The sequence below is a fragment of the Sphingobium yanoikuyae genome, from assembly GCF_013001025.1.
Lineage (GTDB): Bacteria > Pseudomonadota > Alphaproteobacteria > Sphingomonadales > Sphingomonadaceae > Sphingobium > Sphingobium yanoikuyae_A.
In genome coordinates this window covers 2375364-2397147 of record NZ_CP053021.1, presented here as the reverse complement: position 1 = coordinate 2397147, position 21784 = coordinate 2375364, and the positions used below count along the sequence as shown (strand labels likewise).

At 63.7% G+C, this 21784-nt stretch carries 20 protein-coding genes and 1 pseudogene; 4 read left to right on the top strand and 17 right to left on the bottom strand.

Translation table 11 applies throughout. The annotated features are described in order from the left end of the window. The first annotated feature begins 138 nt into the window (after nt 1-138). Nucleotides 139-612, top strand: a complete 474-nt coding sequence (locus tag HH800_RS11835) for a hypothetical protein (protein WP_201767467.1) — start codon at nt 139-141, stop codon at nt 610-612. Here HH800_RS11835 and HH800_RS11830 read toward each other — a convergent pair. The 4 genes from HH800_RS11830 to HH800_RS11815 are packed head-to-tail and all read right to left on the bottom strand — an operon-like array spanning nt 609 to nt 7301. Beyond that, on the bottom strand, nt 609-4376 hold the full coding sequence (locus HH800_RS11830) for a conjugal transfer protein TraG N-terminal domain-containing protein (RefSeq protein WP_021225649.1): 3768 nt from the start codon (nt 4374-4376) through the stop codon (nt 609-611). The two genes, HH800_RS11835 and HH800_RS11830, sit on opposite strands and share 4 nt — an antisense overlap. Before the next feature lie 11 nt (nt 4377-4387). Then, a complete protein-coding gene (locus tag HH800_RS11825) occupies nt 4388-5812 on the bottom strand; it encodes a conjugal transfer protein TraH (protein WP_169861205.1) in 1425 nt (474 codons plus the stop codon). Between the two features lie 53 nt (nt 5813-5865). Next, entirely contained in the window at nt 5866-6441 is a 576-nt protein-coding gene (locus HH800_RS11820; RefSeq protein WP_169863313.1) for a hypothetical protein, read from the bottom strand. Then, entirely contained in the window at nt 6441-7301 is an 861-nt protein-coding gene (locus tag HH800_RS11815; protein ID WP_169861204.1) for a conjugal transfer protein TraF, read from the bottom strand. The genes HH800_RS11820 and HH800_RS11815 overlap by 1 nt, the downstream gene beginning before the upstream one ends. Nucleotides 7302-7397: 96 nt before the next feature. On the opposite strand from HH800_RS11815, the gene HH800_RS11810 reads away from it, so the two are divergent. Further along, entirely contained in the window at nt 7398-7700 is a 303-nt protein-coding gene (locus tag HH800_RS11810) for a DUF1778 domain-containing protein (RefSeq protein WP_169861203.1), read from the top strand. Between the two features lie 54 nt (nt 7701-7754). Continuing rightward, nucleotides 7755-8237 (top strand): GNAT family N-acetyltransferase, encoded by a 483-nt coding sequence (locus HH800_RS11805; protein WP_235682122.1) that lies wholly within the window; start codon nt 7755-7757, stop codon nt 8235-8237. 80 nt (nt 8238-8317) lie between these two features. On the opposite strand, the gene HH800_RS11800 is transcribed toward HH800_RS11805, so the two are convergent. The 11 genes and pseudogenes from HH800_RS11800 to HH800_RS11750 all read right to left on the bottom strand — a co-directional run. Next, nucleotides 8318-8923 carry a S26 family signal peptidase gene (locus tag HH800_RS11800; protein ID WP_169861202.1) on the bottom strand — a complete coding sequence of 202 codons (606 nt, stop codon included), beginning with the start codon at nt 8921-8923 and terminating at the stop codon, nt 8318-8320. Next, nucleotides 8895-9752, bottom strand: a complete 858-nt coding sequence (locus HH800_RS11795; RefSeq protein WP_169861201.1) for a type-F conjugative transfer system pilin assembly protein TrbC — start codon at nt 9750-9752, stop codon at nt 8895-8897. The genes HH800_RS11800 and HH800_RS11795 overlap by 29 nt, the downstream gene beginning before the upstream one ends. Then, entirely contained in the window at nt 9724-10848 is a 1125-nt protein-coding gene (gene traN / locus HH800_RS11790) for a conjugal transfer protein TraN (protein ID WP_169861200.1), read from the bottom strand. The genes HH800_RS11795 and traN overlap by 29 nt, the downstream gene beginning before the upstream one ends. After that, nucleotides 10845-12701, bottom strand: a complete 1857-nt coding sequence (locus HH800_RS11785; RefSeq protein ID WP_169861199.1) for a hypothetical protein — start codon at nt 12699-12701, stop codon at nt 10845-10847. The genes traN and HH800_RS11785 overlap by 4 nt, the downstream gene beginning before the upstream one ends. Nucleotides 12702-12952: 251 nt before the next feature. Further along, nucleotides 12953-13969: a TraU family protein gene (locus HH800_RS11780; protein ID WP_169861198.1), complete on the bottom strand. Its 1017-nt coding sequence runs from the start codon at nt 13967-13969 to the stop codon at nt 12953-12955. Next, nucleotides 13966-14658, bottom strand: coding sequence for a conjugal transfer protein TraW (locus tag HH800_RS11775; protein ID WP_169861197.1), 693 nt, complete (start codon nt 14656-14658; stop codon nt 13966-13968). Before HH800_RS11775 ends, HH800_RS11780 begins: the two co-directional genes overlap by 4 nt. Then, on the bottom strand, nt 14648-14881 hold the full coding sequence (locus tag HH800_RS11770) for a hypothetical protein (protein ID WP_169861196.1): 234 nt from the start codon (nt 14879-14881) through the stop codon (nt 14648-14650). Before HH800_RS11770 ends, HH800_RS11775 begins: the two co-directional genes overlap by 11 nt. Continuing rightward, nucleotides 14878-15204 carry a hypothetical protein gene (locus HH800_RS11765; protein WP_169861195.1) on the bottom strand — a complete coding sequence of 109 codons (327 nt, stop codon included), beginning with the start codon at nt 15202-15204 and terminating at the stop codon, nt 14878-14880. Before HH800_RS11765 ends, HH800_RS11770 begins: the two co-directional genes overlap by 4 nt. Before the next feature lie 5 nt (nt 15205-15209). Further along, nucleotides 15210-17708 (bottom strand): TraC family protein, encoded by a 2499-nt coding sequence (locus HH800_RS11760; RefSeq protein WP_169861194.1) that lies wholly within the window; start codon nt 17706-17708, stop codon nt 15210-15212. Continuing rightward, entirely contained in the window at nt 17705-18340 is a 636-nt protein-coding gene (locus HH800_RS11755) for a TraV family lipoprotein (RefSeq protein WP_169861193.1), read from the bottom strand. Before HH800_RS11755 ends, HH800_RS11760 begins: the two co-directional genes overlap by 4 nt. Nucleotides 18341-18372: 32 nt before the next feature. Then, a pseudogene (locus HH800_RS11750) lies at nt 18373-19017 on the bottom strand (TraB/VirB10 family protein); the annotation flags it as partial. 79 nt (nt 19018-19096) lie between these two features. On the opposite strand from HH800_RS11750, the gene HH800_RS11745 reads away from it, so the two are divergent. Continuing rightward, nucleotides 19097-20128 carry an IS110 family transposase gene (locus HH800_RS11745; RefSeq protein ID WP_020818605.1) on the top strand — a complete coding sequence of 344 codons (1032 nt, stop codon included), beginning with the start codon at nt 19097-19099 and terminating at the stop codon, nt 20126-20128. A gap of 225 nt (nt 20129-20353) precedes the next feature. Here HH800_RS11745 and HH800_RS11740 read toward each other — a convergent pair whose 3' ends face one another. Next, entirely contained in the window at nt 20354-21028 is a 675-nt protein-coding gene (locus HH800_RS11740) for a hypothetical protein (protein ID WP_206379216.1), read from the bottom strand. Then, the gene (locus HH800_RS11735; RefSeq protein ID WP_169863311.1) at nt 21025-21774 is read right to left on the bottom strand and encodes a type-F conjugative transfer system secretin TraK; all 750 of its coding nucleotides are present in this window, start codon (nt 21772-21774) and stop codon (nt 21025-21027) included. Before HH800_RS11735 ends, HH800_RS11740 begins: the two co-directional genes overlap by 4 nt. Between the last annotated feature and the right edge of the window lie 10 nt (nt 21775-21784).

Below are 21784 nucleotides of genomic sequence, written 5' to 3'. Positions count from 1 at the left end.
ATAGTTATATTGCCTACTCTAGTGCCTGCGGCGCGTTTGGCAAGCGTTTTCGAAGGCGTTTGCTGATCCTCCGCAATGGTTGCAGTGACATGCTTTGGACTCTATTATTAAGCGGTCCAGTTTTGCGATAATATCGATATGCAGAATTTCCAAAATCAGAGCGCAGGATCGACCAACCCGCTCCCCTTGATGTGGGGGCGATGGCTATGGGCGCCTTGGTATGCCAAGCTCTGGTGGACTGTTATTCCCGTCTGGTGGCTTGGGATGGTTGCATCTACGCGTATTGACGCGCTGGAAACATTTTATCGCGGAGCGCTCGCGGGCTACCTGAATATCCTCTTCTTTCCGACGACCGCCCTTATGGTACTGGGTGTGGGTTATGTCCGGGAGCGTCTCGACAACTTCGTGAGACAGGGTGAGGGAAGGCCGCTGTCCGATGCGGGCGCCGAAACCGAGAGACAGCGTGTTTGGGAAGAGCATGATCGGGCGATGGAAGACCTTGCCGCCACGACAGATATGTTCGACCCTCGGTCAGGGGCGCTCTGGATCGGCAACCCTTTAAACTCGCTCAATCCAGGCTACATCGATCCCCATACCGGAAAGCACCGCTAGCGTTTCTTGAAGCTACTGTCCCCGTCACCAGGACTACCGGCGATATCCGTCGAAAAGCTGCCTTTTGCCAATACCGAGTTTTGCTCAAGGGAGGTTAGCGGCCCTGTGATATCAAATGTGGCGCGCCCATTGTCCGCATCCTGAAGGTAGCGATTGCGCACGCCTTCGCTTCCCAGGATGCGGTTCGACAACTCACGGGAGAAAGTTGTCGCGGGATCGCTTGAACGCGCTGCGGAACGCTCAGCGGCAGCAATCGACTCCCGCACGTCATAGTTGACGATATCCAGCGTTGATCCGGCAGTCTCACTCGTGGATCCAGTATCCCTGCTGTTAAATCCGACGCCCGCGCCAACTCGCCCCGACGTTGATTGTACCTTCTGTGGCCCTTGAGCCTGCCGACCCTGCGTTCTTCTGCCTGCCCCAGGGATACCTCCACCAACATCCTCATTTTCGGTCACTCCGACCGAACGACCGAGTTCTAGATTTACGCTTGTACCCATCGTCGTCTGATCTTGGGCCGATCGTGACAATGTTCTCTGCCATCCAGTTTGCGCCATTATTGCCTGCACATCGCGCTGGAGCGTGTCGGCGACCTGTGGCTTGAGCCGCCACTCGCCCTTGCGGTCCATTTCGAACCCGCCCCGCAGCCAGTTTGAGAGCATGGCCTGACCTTCGGCGCCGCCGCCCATGAAGTGCTCGATCGTGTCCGGCCCAGCTTGCTTGCCGGCCTCAAATCGCGTGCTGGTGTCGCTGCGAGCCGAGCGGCTGAAATCCGTCCCGCTGGAAACGAGCAGATCATTATGCGAGAAACTGAAACGTGCGTGGCCGCCATTCGCGATCGCGCCGAGCTGGCTTTCGTTGATGAGGCCAGCCTTCCACATGGCGGCGGCGGTTTGCGGCGTCAGGTTCAGGCTGAGATCGCCATTCTGGTCCATGGCAATCTGGCGCTTGCCGAGGTTGATGCCGTGCTCGGCGAGCAAACCTTGCATGCGAGTCAGGCGTTCACGATCGACAATCGATGTAAGTCGCTCGTTGCGCGCGCGATCGGCGATTCCGGCCGCACCGCCCTCCGCCAGATCGACCTGGTTGCCAGCCGTGCGGCTGAGGGCCTCGATGAAGCTGTCGAGCCGTGCTGCCTCTCGCGTGGAAACTCCTGCCGCAGCCGCGCCCTCGGCAAAGCCGAAATTCTCCGACTGCCGGCGTTGCTCGCCGATCCGCGCCGCGTCGCGCGTGCCGGAGGTTCCGACCTCGCGCTGCGCGTCGAGCTTGCCCGAGCGCTCGGCGAAATCGTAGCCGGCCGCCTCACGCGTCCGGCCGTAGACGCTCGTGCCTTCGCGGCTCGCCTCGGCAGTCGCGCCATCCGCGGTGCCGAGGTGCGTCGCCGCACTGTAACGCTCCAACGCAGCCTCAACCTGTGCCTCGTTACGACCGGTGGCGCGGGAAAGTTGACTGATCGCCGTGCTGCGCGCTTCGCCGGACAGCGCATTGATGAACCCGATGCGGCGGGATGTCTCGTCCACCGACAGGCCCAGCATCGACGCGGCTTCGCGCTGGCCCTGATTGCTGCCGGTGCGCCAACCTTGCTCGGTTGCGACATTGGCGCGTTCGATGCCCGCGACATTGTCGCCAGCATGATCCCGGCGGCCTTCCATCGCACCCACCTGGACTTGCGCGGACGTGAGGTCGTTCCTGAACATCTGTTCCTGGTCGAAAGCATTGGCAGTCAGCTTGGCGAAGGTGGGATCGGCCTGAGCCTCGCCGATCACACCCGACGCCTTGAGCTGTGCGTCCGCGGGAGAATAGCCGGCGCGTTCAAAATGGCGCGTCGCCCCCTGCATCATCATGCCGTAAGCGCGCTGGTCGCCGAATGCCCGCCACTGGACAAGATTCTGGCTGAAGGCGGCAAACGCCTTCTCACCGGCTTCACCTTGCCCGAAATAGCTGGTCCCAAGACTCCTCAACGCATCCTTCTCGGCGAACTGATGGATGGCGGTGGTCGCGGCATTGGCCTGGACGGCGCGCGCGACGGCTGGATCGGCAAGATCGCGGCCACCCAGCGCGGGCGCGAGGCTCCCCAACTGGCGCGAGCCCTCGATGCCGCCGAGCGCGAAAGCCGTGCCGCCAGGTGTTCCGGGGCGTTCGCCCAGGATGTGGCCAGCCTCGCCATAGGTTCGGTTCGCGCTGAAAGCGGAGCGCTCCCCGAAATCCCCAAAGCTCGAAGCGGCCGCCGCGCGGGAGCGGGTTCCGATGGCCGATGCCTGGGCCTCGAGCGCGGAAGCCTGCCCTTCCGCTGTGCCCATTGGTGCCGCCGCGGCAATCCCTTGGCTCGCGACCCCAAGCGATCCCGAGGTGAAGGAGGTGAACACATTGCCGCTGAAACGGAAAACGGTGAACACGAAGGCGCCGGCAAGCCCGGCGGCGGCCGTGCGGAAACTGCCGAAGATTGCAAGCGCCTTCATTGCGGCAGAGGGCGCAAGAAGCCAGGCGTTCGCCGCGAGAGCATTGGATCGCAATTCGGCAAGCGTCGCGGTCGCTCGGCCGAGCGTGAGCTGATAGATGCCCGCGTCGATCACACCCCAGAGCGCCACGAAGACGAACATGCCGAGCGCGAAGCTCGCCACGCGCAGGTTGATCGGCGTCAGAATGAACAGCAGCGCGATCGGGATCATGAAGAGCATGATCCCGAACACCGTGGCACGGATCGTCGGCATCCACTCGTTCGCGACCGACATGGTGGCGAGGCCGTTCGAGATAACCGCGCGATTGGCCATGACCCTGGCCGCGCTGGCCGGTGAATCCTCGAACAGCACGTCGCCGACCGTGTTGCCGAGCAGAATGTGGGTCAGGAAGGCCTGCGCGGTCAGTGGGCGGCCGAGCATCATCTGGCCCATTTCGCCTAGCTGCTCCCGGCAGCGGGCCATCTGCTGGGCATTGCCAGTGTCATAGCCCGTGCGTGCGCAAATCTGACTGGTGTAATTGTCGAACAGCACGGGATCGGACAGGCGATCCGAGATGTGCGTCCAGGCATCGGTGCAACTCACGGTCGTGCCGCCCTTGTCGGCCTCGGTATAGATCGTCGAGAAGGTAGCGGGTCCCGCCATCGCCGCGAACGAGGCCGGCAAATCGGTCGATGTCCGGAACAGCTGATCGTCGTCGACGCCATAGGCAGCCGACACGCGCGCGACCGGATAGCATTGGCGGACATAGTCCTTGATGGTGGCATCGAGAAACACATCGGTCATCGGCCCGCGCGGGCTGACCGCGTTGAGGAACAGGTCGAAACTGTGCCCGCCCGCTCCGAATTCGATCTTGGCATTGGGATCGAGCGTGTTGTCGTCGATCGTCTCGACCATCGCCCGTTCCATCATGTTGGTTGCGCCGGCGACGAGGACGAGAAGGTTGGGAACGCCGCCCACCGGCTGGTAGGCGTTGCGCACCCGGTCATAGACGTGAACCGTGCCGGTCGTAGCGATAAGCCCGACGAAGAGCCCCACGCCGACCAGGATCTGAAAACCGAAAGCGACCAGGCCCATGCCCGTCCCGCGAACGCTGGCGATGATCGCGCCAAGACCGATGCCGACAGTCGCGACGATCATCACGAGTGTCTCGTAGCGCGGATCGCCGAAGATCATCGAAACGAGGCGGAAGGCGTCGACCGTCTCGGCGAACCCGTCATAGGTGTGGAAGCTCGTATCGACCGCAAGCGCGGGCGAAGCGAGCAAAAAAGCGGGGAGGGCGGCAATCAGCCTCGCAAGCCTGCGCATGACATTCGTTCCTATTGGTTGCGGGCGGCAGCGCCGGCGGCGTCGCGAGCGTCGCGGTCGCGTGTCCGCAGGAGCCCGGCGTAATTGGCGGAAAGGTTGGCCTGGTTGAGGGCAGCCATGTAGCTCTGGCGCATCTGCGCGCGCTGGCGTAGCACCTCGTCCCTCAGATCGCGCAGTTGCTCGATACCCTTGGACAGGATCCGCGTCTGGCAGACATTTTTGTTATTGCCATCGGCTGAGCCCGCCACCGTCGCCCCGCGATCGGCATTCGTTACCGTGTAATCGATGGTACGCGTAAGGTCGTTGAGCATCTGATAGGCGAGAGTAAGCGCGACAAGCTCGTCTGTGTCGGCGATCACGGAGTCGACGACGCCCTGCCGCACACCCCATTCGAGCATGCGATAGACCGGCAGCGTTCGGACATTGGCCACGAACTGCCGTTCTTCGGCTGACAGGGCGGCACGGGTACGAATCTTGGTCGCGATCGACTGCATACGCTCGCGGGCCAGGACGAGCGCGCCGCGCCCCGCCCCGTCCTGCGAGCAGTCGGCGCCGGTCGGCGGGAAATTGAGCGAGCGGGTCTGGACCTTTCCTGTCAGGAAGTCCTGCGCACTCTCCGTGTCCTGTGCGGGACATTGCGGAATGGCCGTGAACAAGGGCACGCGATCGCCATCGTCCCAGCGCATATAGACGTCGCCGACCCGGGCGCGCATGACGCTCGCCCAGTCCGCCGCGCCGACGCGCGAGGCGGCATGAGACAGCAGCGAGCCGGTGCGAAAGATATCGGTCACTTCCGCCGGGCAGTTGGCGAGCGCGTCCTTCAGATCCTCAGTAGGGTTGTTGTTGTTGGCCTCGATCTTCTCACGGCTTTGCTGGTAGCTCTTCGCGAATCCCTGCTTGACCGAACGATAGCCGGTCATCTCCTCGATGATCCCCGACATATTGTCGTCGCCCTTCGCGATCTGCACCATCCGGTTAGCGAGACGACAGTCGTTGACCTGAATGGAATTCAGGAAGTTGGTGGCTGCCTCCATCTTACTGATTATATTTCCCATTTTTTCGTCGAGGGTTTCCAGCAAATATTGGAACGCGACCGCTGGCGCCGCCTGGAGGATGCTCTCGAGCTTTTGCACCAAATAATCGGGATCGAGGAACGACATGCCGCCGAGGAACATGTCGATGCCGCCGCAGCCGGCACGCACCTTGGGCAGGCTCACCGACATGAGATAGTCATTGTGGACGTCGACTCTTCCCGACATGCCGCCGGCCGTCACATAGCCCCGGGTCTGGTCCTCGAAGCTGCCTGGCGAGCTGTAGGTGACATTGTCGAACCAGCTTTCCGCCCAGCTCTGCGCATGGGCAGGTGCGGTCGAAACCACCGTGACAAGGATGAAGGCGATCAGCGCGCGCAGGGCTGCGCGGGGACGAGCGAACATGGCGGACTCCGGACAAGCATGGCTGTTGGAGGAAGAACTGAGGCCGCCATCGCTCAGTGCCTTCCTGGACGGGTCGCCGGCAACCCCACGATGCCGGTGAACTTGGACATGGCCCGAACGCCGACCGCAGGCCTCACGCCCGTCAGCATCTTCGCGGCCAGATAGAGGTTGCGGCCCAGATTGGGCGAGTGGTCTGTACCGATCGCCACCGGGATAACGCGCATATCGTCGGCGATTGGTCGTACCCAGGCGACTGGATGTCCAACCCAGGGCAAGCCGAGACGGCCCGACCGGATCATCGCTTCCTGGCTCCCGATGGTGCGGACCTGCCAGCCATAGCGCGTTCCGAGCGCTGTCAGCTTGGTCCAGAGATCGCCGCAGGGCACGCATCCCGGTGTCGTCGTCATCTCGATGACGAACGCGGCGCCATGTCCGCGCAGCGTGGTCGCGAAATCATCTGGGAACTCGCGGGTGATCGGAACCCGTGAGAGCCAGGCCTGCATCGTTTTCGCGTCGCCGACCGGGTGGATCGCGGCCCGCATGGCGTCTTCTTGGCTGACGGTCTGCGCCGCAGCGGACCCCATGCCGATGACCAGGCCTGGAATGCCAAGGAGAATGAGCGCGCGCATCATGGCCTCCCACCCGATGCTTCGACGAGATCGCCGCCAAGTGCCCTCGGATCGGTCGCCGATACCGGGCCGTTGCCCAACGCGTCGAAGAATCCCGCATCCTCGCCCGGGCCGGTCATGAACTGTTCGGGCCGGATATCGCTGCGCAGCAGGCGCACCGCCTGATAGGCCATCTGCGCGAGGTTGGGATATGCCTCGACGCCCGAGGCTATGATCATGCGCTGCTGACTGCCGCGCCGGATGATCATCGTGGTGGGCGTGATCTCGACCCCGAACCGCGCACTGACATCAGGGCGCTTGTCGAGATCCATCAACGTCACCTGCCAGCCCATTTCCTCCTGGAAGCGCTGGATGATCGGCCACTGGACCCGGCAATATCCGCAGGTCGACCGCGAGAACATGACGAGCGCGAACTCGCTCGCATGGGCGCGCAGATAGGATCGGCGGATAGCGTCCTTCTCCGCTGACAGCTCGGATCGGGCGTCGCCGACCATCGGGTTGGCCGACTTGGAGTTGAGTTCGGGATATTGGAGCATCGCGATCTGGGTGACGCCGGCGAACGCGCGCGCCTTGCGCCGCGCGAAATCCTGCAGCCGCCAGAAATCGGCGACGGCATCAACAGTCAGCACGGTCGCGGCATAGTCGCGCTGCTGCTCGATGAGCTTGCGGATCTTCGGCGGCGTCCAGGTCGCGAGTTCCGCCATCGGCGGGATAACGGGCTTCACGAGCCGGTCGGCTTCGGGCTTGTCCTCAGGCTTCGGCTTGGGCGCTTCGTACCACCAATAACCCTGCTTTGATGCACCGCCGAACGGACTGGCTTGCGCGCTGGCCGATTGAGGGCCTGCAAGGATCGCGATCATCGCCAGACTAGCGGCCTGAAGCCAAGGACGCGGAGAGCGTGAATGTATTGACATTGTCGTGGCAAATTGCCAGATATCCCGGAGGAGTTTAGTGACATGGCACAGCACGCCCGTACCGACCGAGGCGCTTCGGCGCGCAAGGATGATGTCATCCAGATCAGGGCTGCGGCCGAGCTCAAGGCGATGCTCAGCCGCGCAGCTTCCTTGCGCGGGCAGAAGCTCTCTGAATTCATGCTCGCGAGCGCGCGACGGGAAGCCGAGGCCACCATCCTCGATCAGCGCACCTTCTTCCTGGATGCCGAGAGTCATGAGCAGTTCCTCAGTCTTCTCGATACGCCGCCCGCGCCGTCGCCAGCCCTTGAGAAGTTGATGAAGCGCGAACCACTCTGGAATCGATGATCGGCGGCGTTGATCGGTTCGATGTCCACGCGCCGCGTTACGCTGCCCGAACGCTTGAACGCCGATCACGAGGTCGTCGCGTTCGATAACGGGCGTCATGCCTCGCTGAATGAGTGGCTCGTTGAGCGCGCCCTTGCCAGTGAAGGCGCCTCGGCCCGTACCTATGTGGTCTGCGATGCCGAGCGGTCCCGTCAGGTGGTCGGCTATTATACGATCACGACCGCTATGGAGGAGCGGGCTGCGCTGCCCAGCGCAAAGCTGAGAAAGGGCATGCCGGACAAGGTGCCTCTGCTGCTGATCGCGAGGCTGGCCGTCGCTTCCGGCTTCCAGGGGCTCGGCCTTGGCGCCGATCTGCTTGCTGATGCGCTCCGCCGTTGTGCGGCCGCCTCCGAGATCGCCGGCGCTCGGGCGGTCATCGTGCATGCGATCGACGATGACGCGGTAGCCTTCTACGCGCGGCATGGTTTCATCGCGTCGCCGCTGGGAGAGCGCGTTTTGCTCATGCCCATCGAAGCGGTTCGGGCCGTGCAAGGCTAACCACATTTCACACTGCCTGCAGCGCGAAGGGGCCGTCCGTCCCGAGTTGTCTTCGGCGGGCCTTTCCTGATCGCGCGCGCTCACAGGATACGCTCCATCCGAATCAGGTTCACGATCGGCAACAGCCCGAAATAGCGGCTGTCGAACCCGCGCGGATGCGTCGAGCCAACATAGGCCATCCCGGCGGGGATGACGCCGCTCCATTTCATATGGATGAGCTTCAGCCCGTTATGGGCCTTGGGCAAGCTGACGCCGAGCAGCCGCCCATTGCAGTAATAATGGCCGTCCCAGCTGTTCGCCGCGAGCGGGGAAGGCGTCTCGAACATGGTGAGCCGGTCGCCGGGCAAGCAAAGCGCATGCTTGGTGACGGAGACAGGCTTTGGGCCGGCAATCGGGTGATGGAGCGTGAACATCACATAGTCGCCCCGGGCGATCGGTCCGGGGCTCTTGCGCACAGCATAGGCTTCGATCGATGGCGACATGACCAACGTGACCTGCGGCATGACCAGCGCTGCGAACAACGCGAGCGGCGACACCACAAGCATGGCCCGCCACAACCGGTCAGGACGGGCTGGCTGATCCGGACCGGGCGCACCCAGCGCCATCGCCGCCTTGCGCGGCAATCGGCGCAGGCGCGCGCAGAGGTCGGCGATCCACCTAGTGATCAGCCAGAAGAGCCTGAGCATGGCTTACCTCCTCCTTCCCGCCGAGGCGGGCATATTCGTCGAACATTCCAGAGAGCGCGCTGTCGCCGAACACGACATGGGCCGCACGAGGGCTGTCATCGTCGCGCTCGCAATACGCTTGGGTTGGATCGCCCGGGATCATCGCGAGCGCGGGGACCTGGGCGATGCCGTGCTGCCGGAACACAATCGGGTCGATGATGAGTTGGACATTGCGCATGACGCAGTTCGGCCCCTCGCAACCCGGATCGAGCCGCAGGATCTGGGCCGTCAGCTTCGCCATCGGTCCCATCTTCCGAAGTCCGCCCGGCACGCCGCGAAACGCCATGACGCCGTGCACCCGCTCGAGCTGGACAGCATAGTTGCGCAGCGTCGAGATCGGCATCGAAGAGGAGACGAACAGGACCGGCACCCAGCCTTTGGCGGTCACCGCCGGTGCGGCCTTGGCGAGCGCCTGTTCCTCAGCGGGCTCGAGCCCCAGCGCCTGGCGCAATGCCTTGGCCTGCCGCTCCCGCTCAGCCGCAAGGCTTGCTTGCCCACGAGCCTGCGCCGCGCGAGCACGGGCTTCCATGTCAGGCGCGGAAATGCGGTTCCGCAGCCCCTCGAACGCGCGTCGGCGGTTTGCCGGATCGTCCGTCCGTGGAAGGGTGGGATCAGGCATTCGCCCTGCTGCATCCTTGCTGCGCGCGACGGCGCTTTCGAGCCGGTCCATGCTGGCCTGGCCCTGATCGGCGGCGGATTGCCGGTTACTGTCTTGCGCAAGCGCGGCAGTTGCCGCACCCATCAGCAGGGCAATGCAGGCGCTATGGATTGATGGCTTTGAGATACGCATTGACGCGCTCCCCCATGTCTATCTGGATGTCGGATTGGGCGCGGGCCTCGATGTCGGCATAATATTCGGAGAGATCGATCTTGCTGAAATCGAGCGCCTGGAACTCTTCGGGCGTAAAGCCGCGGCACATCGGCTTCTTGGCGGTGCCCCAGAGGTTGCCGTTGAAGCTTTTAAGCTGGGGACGGCCCTGTTCCTGGATGATCCGACCGAGCTTGGTGTTGAAGCAGCACTCACCATGTGCCTTTTGAAGGCAAATGCCGAGGAAGGAGGACGTGCAGTAGCTGCCGATGAAATGGCACATGCCCGAACTGTCGAGCATCGCCGTTTCCATGTCCTGCTGGTCGCAGCCCGAGAACAGGAAATCGATCATGAAATTGATCGCGAGGCTGATCGCGATCGAAGTCGGGTCGAGTCCGACGATCAACGCATTGGCGCCAGAACTGGCCGCCTGGCTTGCGGTCGCCCCGGCCTTGAACGCGGTGTAGGCGGCCTTCATGCCGGTGAACACGCCTTTGGCCACCGCAATCTTGGTGCCGACCGACGAGATGGACGATCCCATCCCGTCCTTCACGATTTTGCCCTTGTCCTTGCAGCAATTGGAGAAGGTGGTCGAAAGCCCGGCGGGGCGGCAGCGCACGCCGCGGCCTGAGAAGATCTCGATGGTCCCCATGCAATTGCCGTCGGCATCGATGCCGCCATTGGGCTCGGTGCCAGGATCGTCTATCGGCGGTTCTTCGACGACGGGATTGGTCGCAAGGTCGGCGCACTGATTGGGCGAACAGGATGGTGTACCGCCGGTGCTCTTGACGAGACAGGCATATTGCGGGCCAACCGGGCAGCTATACTGACCCGTGGCATTGGCGACACAATCGACCTCCTGAATGGGACAGAGCCATGCTCCGCTGGTGGTGCCGAGGCAGCTTGCCTGCTCTCCTTCGTCGGCCGCATCACCATTATTGTTGAGATCGGCGGCACAGATCTGCTGCGCGTGGGCGGCACTCGGGCAGGCGAGGGTAACCCCCAGGCCAAGCACCAGCGCAAGCGCGGCGCCGCGCGGATCGAGACGCCGGTATCGGTTGGTGACGCAGCCGATCATTGCACGCTCCCTGTGCAGACGAGGTCCGCGCCGGCGAGGCGGACGGTCTGCATCATCACGACAGCCTCGGGAAAATCGTCGAGGCAGCCACATGCTGACACGATTTCCTCGCCTGGCCCGGCCGGGCATTGATTGTCGGCGGTGCAGGCGTGGAAGAAAGTGTCGTAGCCGGTCGGCACATTCTGCTTGGCACCGACGACGCCATCGATCGCCGCTTCACTATTTGCCTTGGGCGCGCGCGTTTTGCAGACGGGTTCGCACGCGGGCACCGAGCCACGGTCGGGCAAGCTGAACGCTCGCGTCGAGCTAGCGTAGCTGCCGTCGCTCTGACGCGTCCGGTCGGCCAGCAGCGTCTCGGTCGAATGGTCGATGATATAAGCGCCGCGGCTCGTATCGGGCTTCGCGATGTCATCGACACTGCAACGATAGGTACGGTCCTTGAGGAAGAAGTCGCGCGTGAGGTCGGTCGGGCAGGCGGGGCCGCCAAGGATGCGGGTCTGGGGCAGGGGCTTCAGACCCGTCGCGACACCATTTATCCAGGTCTGGACTCCGTCGACCAGTTCGCTGTCGAGCTTGCATTGCGGGTCGGCCGCGATCGTCCCGCAACCATCGACGAGCTGTTCCAGCGTCTTGCAGCTATTGTCGACGTCGACATGCACCTGCGCGAAACCCTCACCGCCCGACGCCACCGCGACGCGCAGCCAGATCTCGTGATCGCCGGCCGTGAGCCACGGCTTCAGGTCGAGATTGGGATAGGCATAGAAGGTCTTCTTGAGCTCGCATTTGCTCGGTGGAAGTCCAAGCGTCGTCCAGGGCGAAGGACCCGAGCCGATCAGTTGGCCATCGATCCGCACCTGCGCCCAATCGTCGGCGAAGAACTCGGTGAGGCGGGCATTGATGATGCGATCCGGATTGCTCACGTGCAGCGTCATGCGGAAGTCGATGAGCGTGCAGCTGCCCCCCGCAAGGCTGTTGTCGGCCGGTGACCCCATCAGGAAATCGAAGGACGAACCGTTCTGGATCGTAGAATAGCCGCCCGAGGTCCGGCTGATGATGTCGTCCGCGCCAGGCTTCAGCACCGTCACCCTGCGTTCGATGCTGCAATGCCGATATTGCAGCGATGTGCCCGTGCCGACGGCCGAGCCTTTGAGCGCCTGAAAGACGGCGCTGCCGCTCGATGCTGAATAGGCGTCGGAGGCTATGATCGCGGGATTGGCTCGATATGCCGTCTGGGGCAGGTTGGGGTTTGATGAGCAGGCGGTCGACTGCGCGCCGACATAGCGGATGGCGGGCCCATCAATGACGGCTTCCGCGACCCCATAGCGCGGGTCGGCGGTCGTAAGCGCGCCGATCATTCCACCGCCCAGATCGCGCAGCACGGACGCCATATTGCCCCAGGCAAGATTGGTGCCGCAGCTATTGTTGATGCAGTAGCAGCCGGCGAGCTTGGGCATGTCGACCGACGTCAGCTTCAGCGCCTTGGCCGCATCAACATCCCAGCGGTAGAAGCTGCAGCCATTCCAGCTGCCGGGCTGACACGACACAACGCCGTTCGCGCAAATGCCCGAGACCGGCACAGGCAGGTTCGAGGTCGTGTCGACCGTGCCATCGAGATCGGTGTCGCGCGCGATCGAGACCCTGCCCAGATCCCCGGTGCCCGAGGGCTGGACCAACACCTCGAGCATCGTTGCGGTCTTCTGGCAGGCGATGTTCGGCGTGAACGTGCGGCTGTTGTCGACGGTCGAGATCTGCTGTCCGGCAAGGCCCGGCGTCACATAGTTCTGCTGGAGTGCGTCGCTGTCGCTGGTCTTGGCGCGCGATGCCTCGGCCGCGGCGCGAGCCCGTTCGTCCATCGTCTGCGCCGAGGCACACGAAGAAAAGGAAATGGCCAGCGCGGTCGCGATGATGGAACAGGCGGAGAGGAGACGCCGGTTCCACCAGGGGAGCATGGCGGCCGCGCTGGCCGGGGGTGGAGCGACGCCGCCAGGGGGGCTTGGCGGCGCCGCTCCTGTCCCGCGCGGCAGCCCTCGACCGTAGGGGCCTTGGCGAACAGACCTCCGGAAAGGACGGCTGTCGCGCGCGGGAACGGGGGAAAGTGATCGGCTCATGGCACCGGTATCCCGGCGCAGCAGATCACCTTTTCGAAGAGCATGAACTGGGCATTGTCCTTGCCCGGGGCATGTTTGGCCGAGGACCAGAGTGAACCTGGGCGGCCGATATTGACGCATTTGCCGCCCTTCACAGGCTCCATGATCTGGAGCTTGTACCGGCTCTTGGTCCAGACGGGCTGGGGGACGAAGGAGCAACCATCCGCCGAACTGATAGTAAGCGCGCCGAGACGCCCCATCATGAACACGCCGCGCGCGGCGAGGCCCGCCCAGGCTTCTACACTGTCGTCGAAATGGATATCGCCGGCGATTGGATAGGTCGCGCCCCACGACCCCATGCACCAGAAGAGCGGATCGATGACCTTGCCGGCGGCCGCCGCGGCGCTGTCGCCCATGCAGGCAAGGCCGGCGGCGGGGTTTCCGAACAGGATGCCCTCGGGCTGGATGATCGCGCCCAATGTCCCCGACTGCCAGGTCGGCAGCACCTCGGTGATCATGGCGACATCGAAGCCGTCATTCTCGAGGCAGGGCAGATCGGTGAACATGTCGAGCATCGCCCAGACCGGCGAGATATAATAGTGCATCTGCGCGAACATCTTGCGGGTGTTGGTGCCGTCCGAGATCGAGGACTGGCTGCCCTGCAGTTTGCCGCCTGTCGGCAGCAGATCGGCGCCCAGGGCCATCATGCAGCCGGGTTCGGTCACGACGTCCACCATCCGGTTTGGCGACCAGTAGGAGACCTTGACCCCGAACCAAAACTGGATGCCCTTGCGGCACGCGCACAAGGGCTTGGACGCGGACTGCGCGTCGAGCGCCTTGTCGAGCTTGTCGAAGCTGCCGACGCGAATGCCCCCGACCGTGATCGGAAAGATGCAGGTCCAACGTACCTTGGTGATCGGGTTGAAGACGGTGCCAGCCTCGCATTTGGAGGCATGGGCCTGGCTTGGCCAGGCGAGCGTCATGACAAGCCCGATGACCAGGCCGGTGACGAAGACAGGAAGGCGCCCGATCATCGCGTCGCTCCTTTTGCCGGAACGGCAGTGGCGCGGCTCTTCGGCCCATATTCGGTGAGAACGAGCCGTGTGCCGGACTGCTCGACGATAACCGGCGCCACCGTCAGCCCGAGCCGCTGCTTGACCCGCTCCTCCAGGATATAGATTGGCCGCCCGGTCTTCTCGCTGAGATCGATCGCATCGCCATTCTGCGTGCCTAGCGCCGACAGCAGAATGAAATCGCTGCTGCGGGCGTTGCGGAGTGCCCAGCCGAGATCGCGCGGATGCACGACGACGAGCCGCTGGGGCAGCTTCACATAGGTCAGCGGATTGAAGGTGAAGCCCTTGGGATAGAGCGTCTTGCCATCGGGCAAGGTGATATCGAAATCGAGCGTATAGAAGGGCACGACACTGCGAACCCGGTCGGCGCCGGCAATCCCGAGCGGCGCGGCCTTGAGCGCGGTCCATTTATCGCGTGGACCGAAAGCCTTGCTCATGTCGCTGGGGAGTGTCGCCACCTTGGCTTCGATCTCGGCGAGCGCATCAGGCTCCGCGATCGGCCATGTCCGCCCGATCGTGCTGCGCGACGGCATGGTGCCGCTGATCGGTCCCGCTGCGGCGAACGCGGCCGCGACGGCCAGCAGATTGCCCGTGGCGAGGACCAACAGGATGGGGCCGCGGCGAACACGGCCGACCAGACTAGCGGCCATGGCGCTGCCTCCAATGACCTTCCGGCGGCTCGGGAATACCGATCAGGGCTGCGACGAACGCCGAGACGGCGAGAGGCGTGAGAATCCAGATCAATGTGCCCGAGTCGTGATCGAGCGACGGCGACAAGAGCAAAAGTGCGCTCTGGATCTGCATCAGCAGGAACCCGCTGACCGTGAGGCGGATTGCCGCCTGCGAGGGCGCAGAGGAGATGAGGCCGTTCATTTGCCCCTCCACCGGCGCAGGCGGCTTATCAGCTTCGCGGTGCCCGCCGAGAGGCTGAGCAGGAGCAGCCCGGTCGCGAGACACGACGCCGCTACGAGGAGCGAGGCGCGCAGCACCATCATGGTCGGCTGCTTGAGCAGGAGCCCCGCGACGAGCACGAGCAGGCCCATCATGACCGTCTCGATCATGACGAGCCGGAAGCGCCACTGGAAGGATTCCGCTTCGAACCGCTCGGCGAGCCGTTGCTTGACGATCAATTCAATGGCTTCATTGTCGGACCAGTTGAGCGGCAACTGGTCGGGATGCGGCGTAAAGCGCGCCATGGCGATCACACTCCCACCAGGCGAGGCGCGGCAGGCGTGCCCAGGATCTGCGAGGGCTCGACGCCGGCGAGACGGCAAATGGCTTCGAGCGGCGAAAGGCCCTGACGCATCAGCGCTTCAAAGGCAGCGACTTCGTCGGGCGCCGAGGTGTTGATCCAGTACGAGAAAGGATCGACCACGAGACGCGCGATGCCGAGTCCTAGCGGGGAATCGATGAACACCTCGCTGTAGTTCGGCTTGGAGTTACGGACCGACTTCAGCAAGTCGAGAACGAACCCCGAATAATCGAGGATCTTGTTGTCGACGGCCCGGTCATAGGTCGAGCCCTGCAGCAGGAAGCGGGTCGCGGCATTCTCCAGGATCACCTGGCCTGTGCCGCCAAAAAGCGTCAGGTCGTTCATCGACTGGAGCACGATGCCGAACGAGCCGCGATATTTGCGTGCGCGCCTGTATCCTTGGCCGAAGGCCTCGGCGAGACGCGACAGATCCTGGCCGTCGGTGCGCGTCATGAACTGCGCGGCCTCGTCGCACAGCACGAAGCGAGGCTTGTCACGCGCGGACAGGTAGAGTTCCTGCGTGACCGCGTTGACCACCACCATGACGATGACGTTGAACAAATCGGGCATGGATTTGAGGCGTTCGAGTTCGAGAACCACAAATTCATCGTGGCGGATGTCCAGCGTCGAGGGGCCGTTGAAATAATGGCCATAGGCACCGCCCGACCCGAAATCTCGCAGGTTGAAGGCGAGTTCGCGTGCAACGGGCACGAGATGATCGACGTGATCGAGCGCGGTCTCAACCAGCTCAGGATAGGTGCCGAGCCATTCGCGTACGGCATCGATGCCATGATCGGCGCGCCCGGTGTCGATCGTCCACTGGACCGCGGACTTGAGCAGGTTCCACTCGGACGTGGTTACGCCCTTGCGGGTGGAGGCGTTGGCCATTTCCGCGACGATCGCCACTGCCATGGTGATCGCCGACTGCTTGTCGTCACCATCGAGGGCCAGCCCCATATCGAAGGGGTTCAGGACCAGATGCTCTTCGCCGATGTCGATGTACCGGCCCGAGCAGAGGGTGCAGAGCTTCCGATAGCTGCCGCCGATATCGATGATGCGGATGAGCGCGCCGCAGGCAAAATACTGCTGGCACAAATTATTGAGCAGGAAGCTCTTGCCCGCACCGCTCTCGGCCGAGACGATGAAATTGTAGTTGTTGATGCGCGGATCGAACAGGTCGAGCGTGACGAGCTGGCCCTTGCGTCCGGTATAGAGCAGGGCCGGGCGGCCGCCGCCGCGAAAGTCGGTCTGGATCGGCGCCATCAGCACGGCCGCCTTGACCGGCATGCGGAAGTCGCGCTCGAGCAGCCGGAGCGTCGTGCGGTCGGGATAGAGCCCGAAAGGCAGGCTCATCACCAGCAATGTCGGGTTGAGATAGCTCTCCTCCTGCATCGAGAAGGGAAGCGGCTCGCCTTCCCAGAGGCGCTTGGCGCGCGCCGCGAGATCGCGGGCATGGGCGCGGTCGCGGCCGAACACCCAGATCGTCGGGATGACGCGGACAAATTTGCTATTGCCGGCCTCGTCGAGAATCCAGCCGATCTCCTCGATCTGCTTGCCGACCTCGACCGCGAAGCTACCCGCAGCTTTCTGCGCCGAGAGAATCTGCGCCCGCTTGTGGATTTCGAACTGCGAATGATCGAACAGGATGTTGAGCGTGTAGAGGAACGGGCCTCCGATCTGGTCGCTGTCCTCGGACGCGCCGCGCATCCCGCCCATCAGGCGATTGGCGCGTTCGGCCGTGATGCGTCGTGCCGGCGCCTTGGGTGTCAGGCAGCGCGCGACCTGGTTGCCGAGGAAAACCTCGGCACCTTCGAACACGAGATCCGGTCCCGCGTCGATGATCTGCTTGCCGATCGGTGGCGCGCCTGTCGCAGTGCCATCGGCGAAGACGCCGGGGGCGGCATCAGCAACGCCGTTGAAGATACGCCGGTAGAAGGCGACCAGCTCCTCTGGCGGAAGCCGGCGGATGCCGAGTTTTGCGAGTTGTTCCTCGACCTGCCGGCGAAGGTCTTCACCGAGCGGCCGGCGCGTCTTGATCGACAGGAGCGTGCGGAAGTTGCGGACCGGGATTCCGTGGAGCGCCTTGAGGCCGTGTCGCCCTTCACTGAGATATGCGTGCGTATAGCGCGCGGAGGCCTGGATCAGCGGATCATCACGGGTCTTCAAATCGAGGAAAGCGTCGAGCGCGTCGTCGATCAGCGGATCGGCAAAGGTGTGGAGTTGGAGGACCGTCCCGTCCGGGAAATGGATGTTGAGCAGGCCCTGCAGCGCACCCTGGACATGGGCGAACATATAGGACGTCGGCACCAGTTCCCAGGCATGGCCCCAGGTGTCGTCGATGCAGAGGAAGGCCTCCGTGTCCTCGTCCCAGGCGACCAGCGGGAGATAGTCGGAGAAACTGTCCCGCCGGACGGCGTTCCGCAGCCGCGCATAGCTGAGGCCGCTCATGGCTGGGGCTCCGGTGCGGGCGGGACGATCGCGGGTGCAGCGGGAACGGTGGCCGGTCGCGCCTCACCATCGGGCGCGGTGCCGTCGCGCACCTGGCCGAGGATCGGCGCCTGTGACGCACGATCGGGTGAGGCCACGAGCGCGCCGCCGACGACCCAAACCGGCTTGTCGATCACCGAATAGACATAGCGCGGCATATAGAGCCGGTCGGGCCGCTGGCGGTCGGCATAGGGGAGGATGAGCGTCCGCACCGTGCGTGCCGGCTTCAGCATCGGTGTGACCGGCGCCTCGATCAGACCCTTGAGTTCCTGGTAGACGCTGTCGCGGTAACTGCCATAGGCACTGCCTGCGGGATTGCTTCCCGGTTTGCCGTTCGCCTTGCCCTGGTCCTGGCCGCGCAGCATCGCACGGTCATTGGTGACCTTGGGGTCCGACTTCGACGCCACACCCGCGACCGCGTCCTCATAGGCCCGATCCGGATGGATGCACTGCCCGTGATCGCTGTTCTTGCAGTCGAACTTCTCAGAATAGGGCGACATCATCGATCCGACCGCCGCGCAGCCACCAAGGCTTGCGAGCAGGCTGAGCGAAAGCAGCGAACGATGAAAAGACTGGTAGGCCAGCACGGACATGTCAGGATCTCCTGAGGAAAAGGGCGAGCGCATCAGAATTTGCTCCCGACCGACGGCTTGATCTCAAGGGCGAGACCCTCCTGGATGACGACCACGACATCCTTGGCCGCGCCGACTTCGACGACCGGGCCAGCCTGGCGGGCGAGATCGAGGTAGAAGTCGGTGAGCTTGTCGGAGGACTTGGAGAGGCCGCCCGCGACGCCCGACTTGACCGCATCGCCCGCATCCAGGCTGCGCACGCTGCCCAGCGCTGAGGTCGAAAGGCTGCCGAAAGACCCTTCGACGCTCTGCGATATGCCGGCGATCGTGCCGGCAATGAACGAGCGGGCGAGCGTGGCGCCGGCGCGGGTCACGACCTTGCCGGAGAGGCCCTTCTTGCCATCGGCATCGACGAAGAAGCCCTTGATCGCCTGGTCGACCACCGCATGGCTGTCGAAGTCCACGCAGGAGATCGAGACGAGCTGGATCTCGACGCGCTCCTTGGCAAGGCTGCCCGTTGCATTGCCGATAACGAAGCAACCGGCGAGATTGGCCTTGACCTCGTTGGGGAGAACAGCAGGCGCCTGGACCCTGGCTATGATCGGTTCGGGATTACTGGTCGCGTCCCGGCTCGCCAGGGCGTCGATGCCGGTCAGGAGCCGAGCCTTCATGAAACCAGGTGGCAAATAGATCGTCCGCTTCCCTTATGGGATGGCCCGCCCCTTTTCCCCGGCATCAGGTATGATGCCGGTGCTTGAAAAGGAAAGGAGCGGACCGATGTCTATTGTTATCCTTGGCGTTGATTTGGGCAAGAATGCCTGCAGTGTCGTAGGCGTTGATGCAGCAGGCGCTGTCATCGTGCGTAAGTCGATGCGCCGACAGACACTTATCGATTACGTGACCAAGCTTCCGGCTTGCGTGATTGCAATGGAGGCGTGCTGTGGTGCCCACAACCTTGGTCGCCTTTTCGCCGCGCAGGGGCACGAAATCAGATTGATGTCGCCGGAGTACGTACGCCCGTATGTCAAAGCGCAGAAGAATGATGATCGTGATGCGGAGGGGATTGCCGAGGCCGCCTCGCGCCCGACTATGCGCTTCGTCGAACTCAAGACTCAGGAGCAGTTGGACATCCAGACCCTCCACCGCGTCAGGTCCCGCCTGGTAGCCGAGCGCACAAACCTTATCAACCAACTGCGGGCGATCCTCCTGGAGCGGGGGACCATTTTTCCGGCCGGCCGGCGCAAGCTGGAGTTGGGCATTGATGCCATGCTGGCCGCCGAAGATACGGCCCTATCACCACGCTTGAAGCAACTGGTGGGTGAACTGCGCGCCGAATGGCACGAACTTGATACCAAGGTCGAGGCACTGAACGGCGAGTTTGTCGAACTGGCTCGCAATGATGCAGCTGCCCGGCGGCTCACGTCCATCCCCGGCATCGGCACGTTGAACGCAACCGCTTTGATTGCAGCCGTGGGCGATGCCAGCAGCTTTGCCAAAGCGCGAGACTTGGGTGCTTGGCTCGGCTTGGTACCCAGGCAACATACTACCGGCGGCAAGCCCCGGCTGCTCGGCATCTCCAAGCGTGGCAACACCTATTTGCGCACTTTGCTCATCCATGGCGCCCGGGCAGCATTACCGTCACTGGCGCGCAGCGAAACCCCGCTGGGACGTTGGTTGACAGGAATGATCGAGCGAGGAGTTCATCGCAACGCAATCGTCGTCGCATTGGCTAATAAACTGGCGCGGATCGCTTGGGCAGCCCTTCGCAAAGAAGTGAGCTTCGAACGCGGCTATCCAGCAGCGGCATAACGGATCGGCTGCGTGCTTCTGCGCGCGTAGCCCAACGATGTTTGCAGGAAGGATCGTGAAGATGGCCTGACAGTCGATCGGCGTCTGGAAAGCCCGGGCAAAAAAATGGCACCTGTTGCCGGTTCCCTTATTGTGGCTCCAGACGTGCGGATGTCCATCTTGGCCACGGGATGCTCCCGTGAGACCGCATACGTTGACGCAGACTGATCAGAACACCGTAAAATCCTACTTGCAAACGGGGCGGGCCATACGTTTTTTTGAGGCGGCGCCGCTGCCAGCACCTCCTTCCGAAGCTTGCGTGGCCGTCGCTGCGCCGATCGCGCCGATCTGACGTTGCGTGGGTGGAGCCGGCGGCGCGGGCGGTGCGGGCGGGGCAGGGATTTCGCTAGCCGCACCCCGGGCTTCGGGCGGCGCGGGCGGATAGGCCGGAGCCTCGCCGGGTATGGCCGGCGGCAGATCGCCACCATCGCCGCCGGCCATACCCGGCGCGTGAGAACCGCCACCCGTGCCGGGAACCACTTTGCCTTCCTCGATCGCGGTGACCCGATCGCCGAGCAAGGTCTGGCCGTCGAGAATCTTCTGGAGATCGCCGCGCAGCTTCACTTCGAGGCTGTCGCCGCGAAGCCCAGCGCCCATGTCCAGGTTCGAGGCCTGGGGTGCCTTGGGCGCTTCCTTGTGACCGCTGGTGCTTGCGGTGTAGAGGCCTAGGCCGAGCAGTGCGATCGTGGAGACGACGCCCAACTGCTTGGCGCGCAGCTTCTGGTCGGATGTCAGCTTCGACCATTGCGCCGGCAGGTCGAGCAGGGCCGGCCGAGCGACAGCGCTTTCTTCGCTATCGTCGGTGGGGTGGCCCGGAGCCGCTGCAGGAGTGGCCTGCCGGTTTTCGTCAGGCGTCGTCATTGCTGCACACTCCGGCGAACGACGATCAGCCGTGCGGTCTCATTGGCACCCAGCGTCAGCCGGTCGATCGTGATGGCAAAGATGTCGGCCCCAATCGCGGTATCGAGGAATTCGCGTTCATCGAGCGCGGTGGCGGCGCTGGCACGGACCAGATATTCGCTGACCGAAAGCCCCGCGCCTTCCACTTCGAGCCGCCGCCGTTCGCTAAGCGTCACGGTGGGAAGGTCCGTGAGGATCAGCCTGTCGCGCGAGGGCGCGACCTCGGAGAAGGATGCCGGCACCCGGTCCTGCAGGATCGCGAGCACGATACCGACGGCACGCTCTTCCTCGACAAGTGGCCCAAGCAGCGCGTCGTTCGCCCGGGCGCGCTGGGCGCCCCCGGGGACGAGCGTGACGGTCTGGGCCGGTATGTCGGCGGGCTCGGCATAGAGCGGATAGATCGCGCCGTTGCACGAGACGAAGAATTCCGATGGGGTCGTCACATAGCTGTGCGTCTTGGCGCCGCTTCCCGGGATATTTGGGTCCTCGGTCTCGAGCACCAGGAACTTGATCCACGCGTCCGAGCCACCGCGCTCGACCGCAAGGCCCTTCTCGGCCGAGAATTTGACGTCCTCGATGTCGCCGCCTACGCACACGACATGATTGACGTCGCGGTTGGAGAGCCGGATCCGGCTCGTCTGGTCAGGCAGCGCCGCGATCGACTGGGCGAAAGCAGGGGCAGTTGCGGGAAGGGACGCGGCCAATATAAGAAAGGTG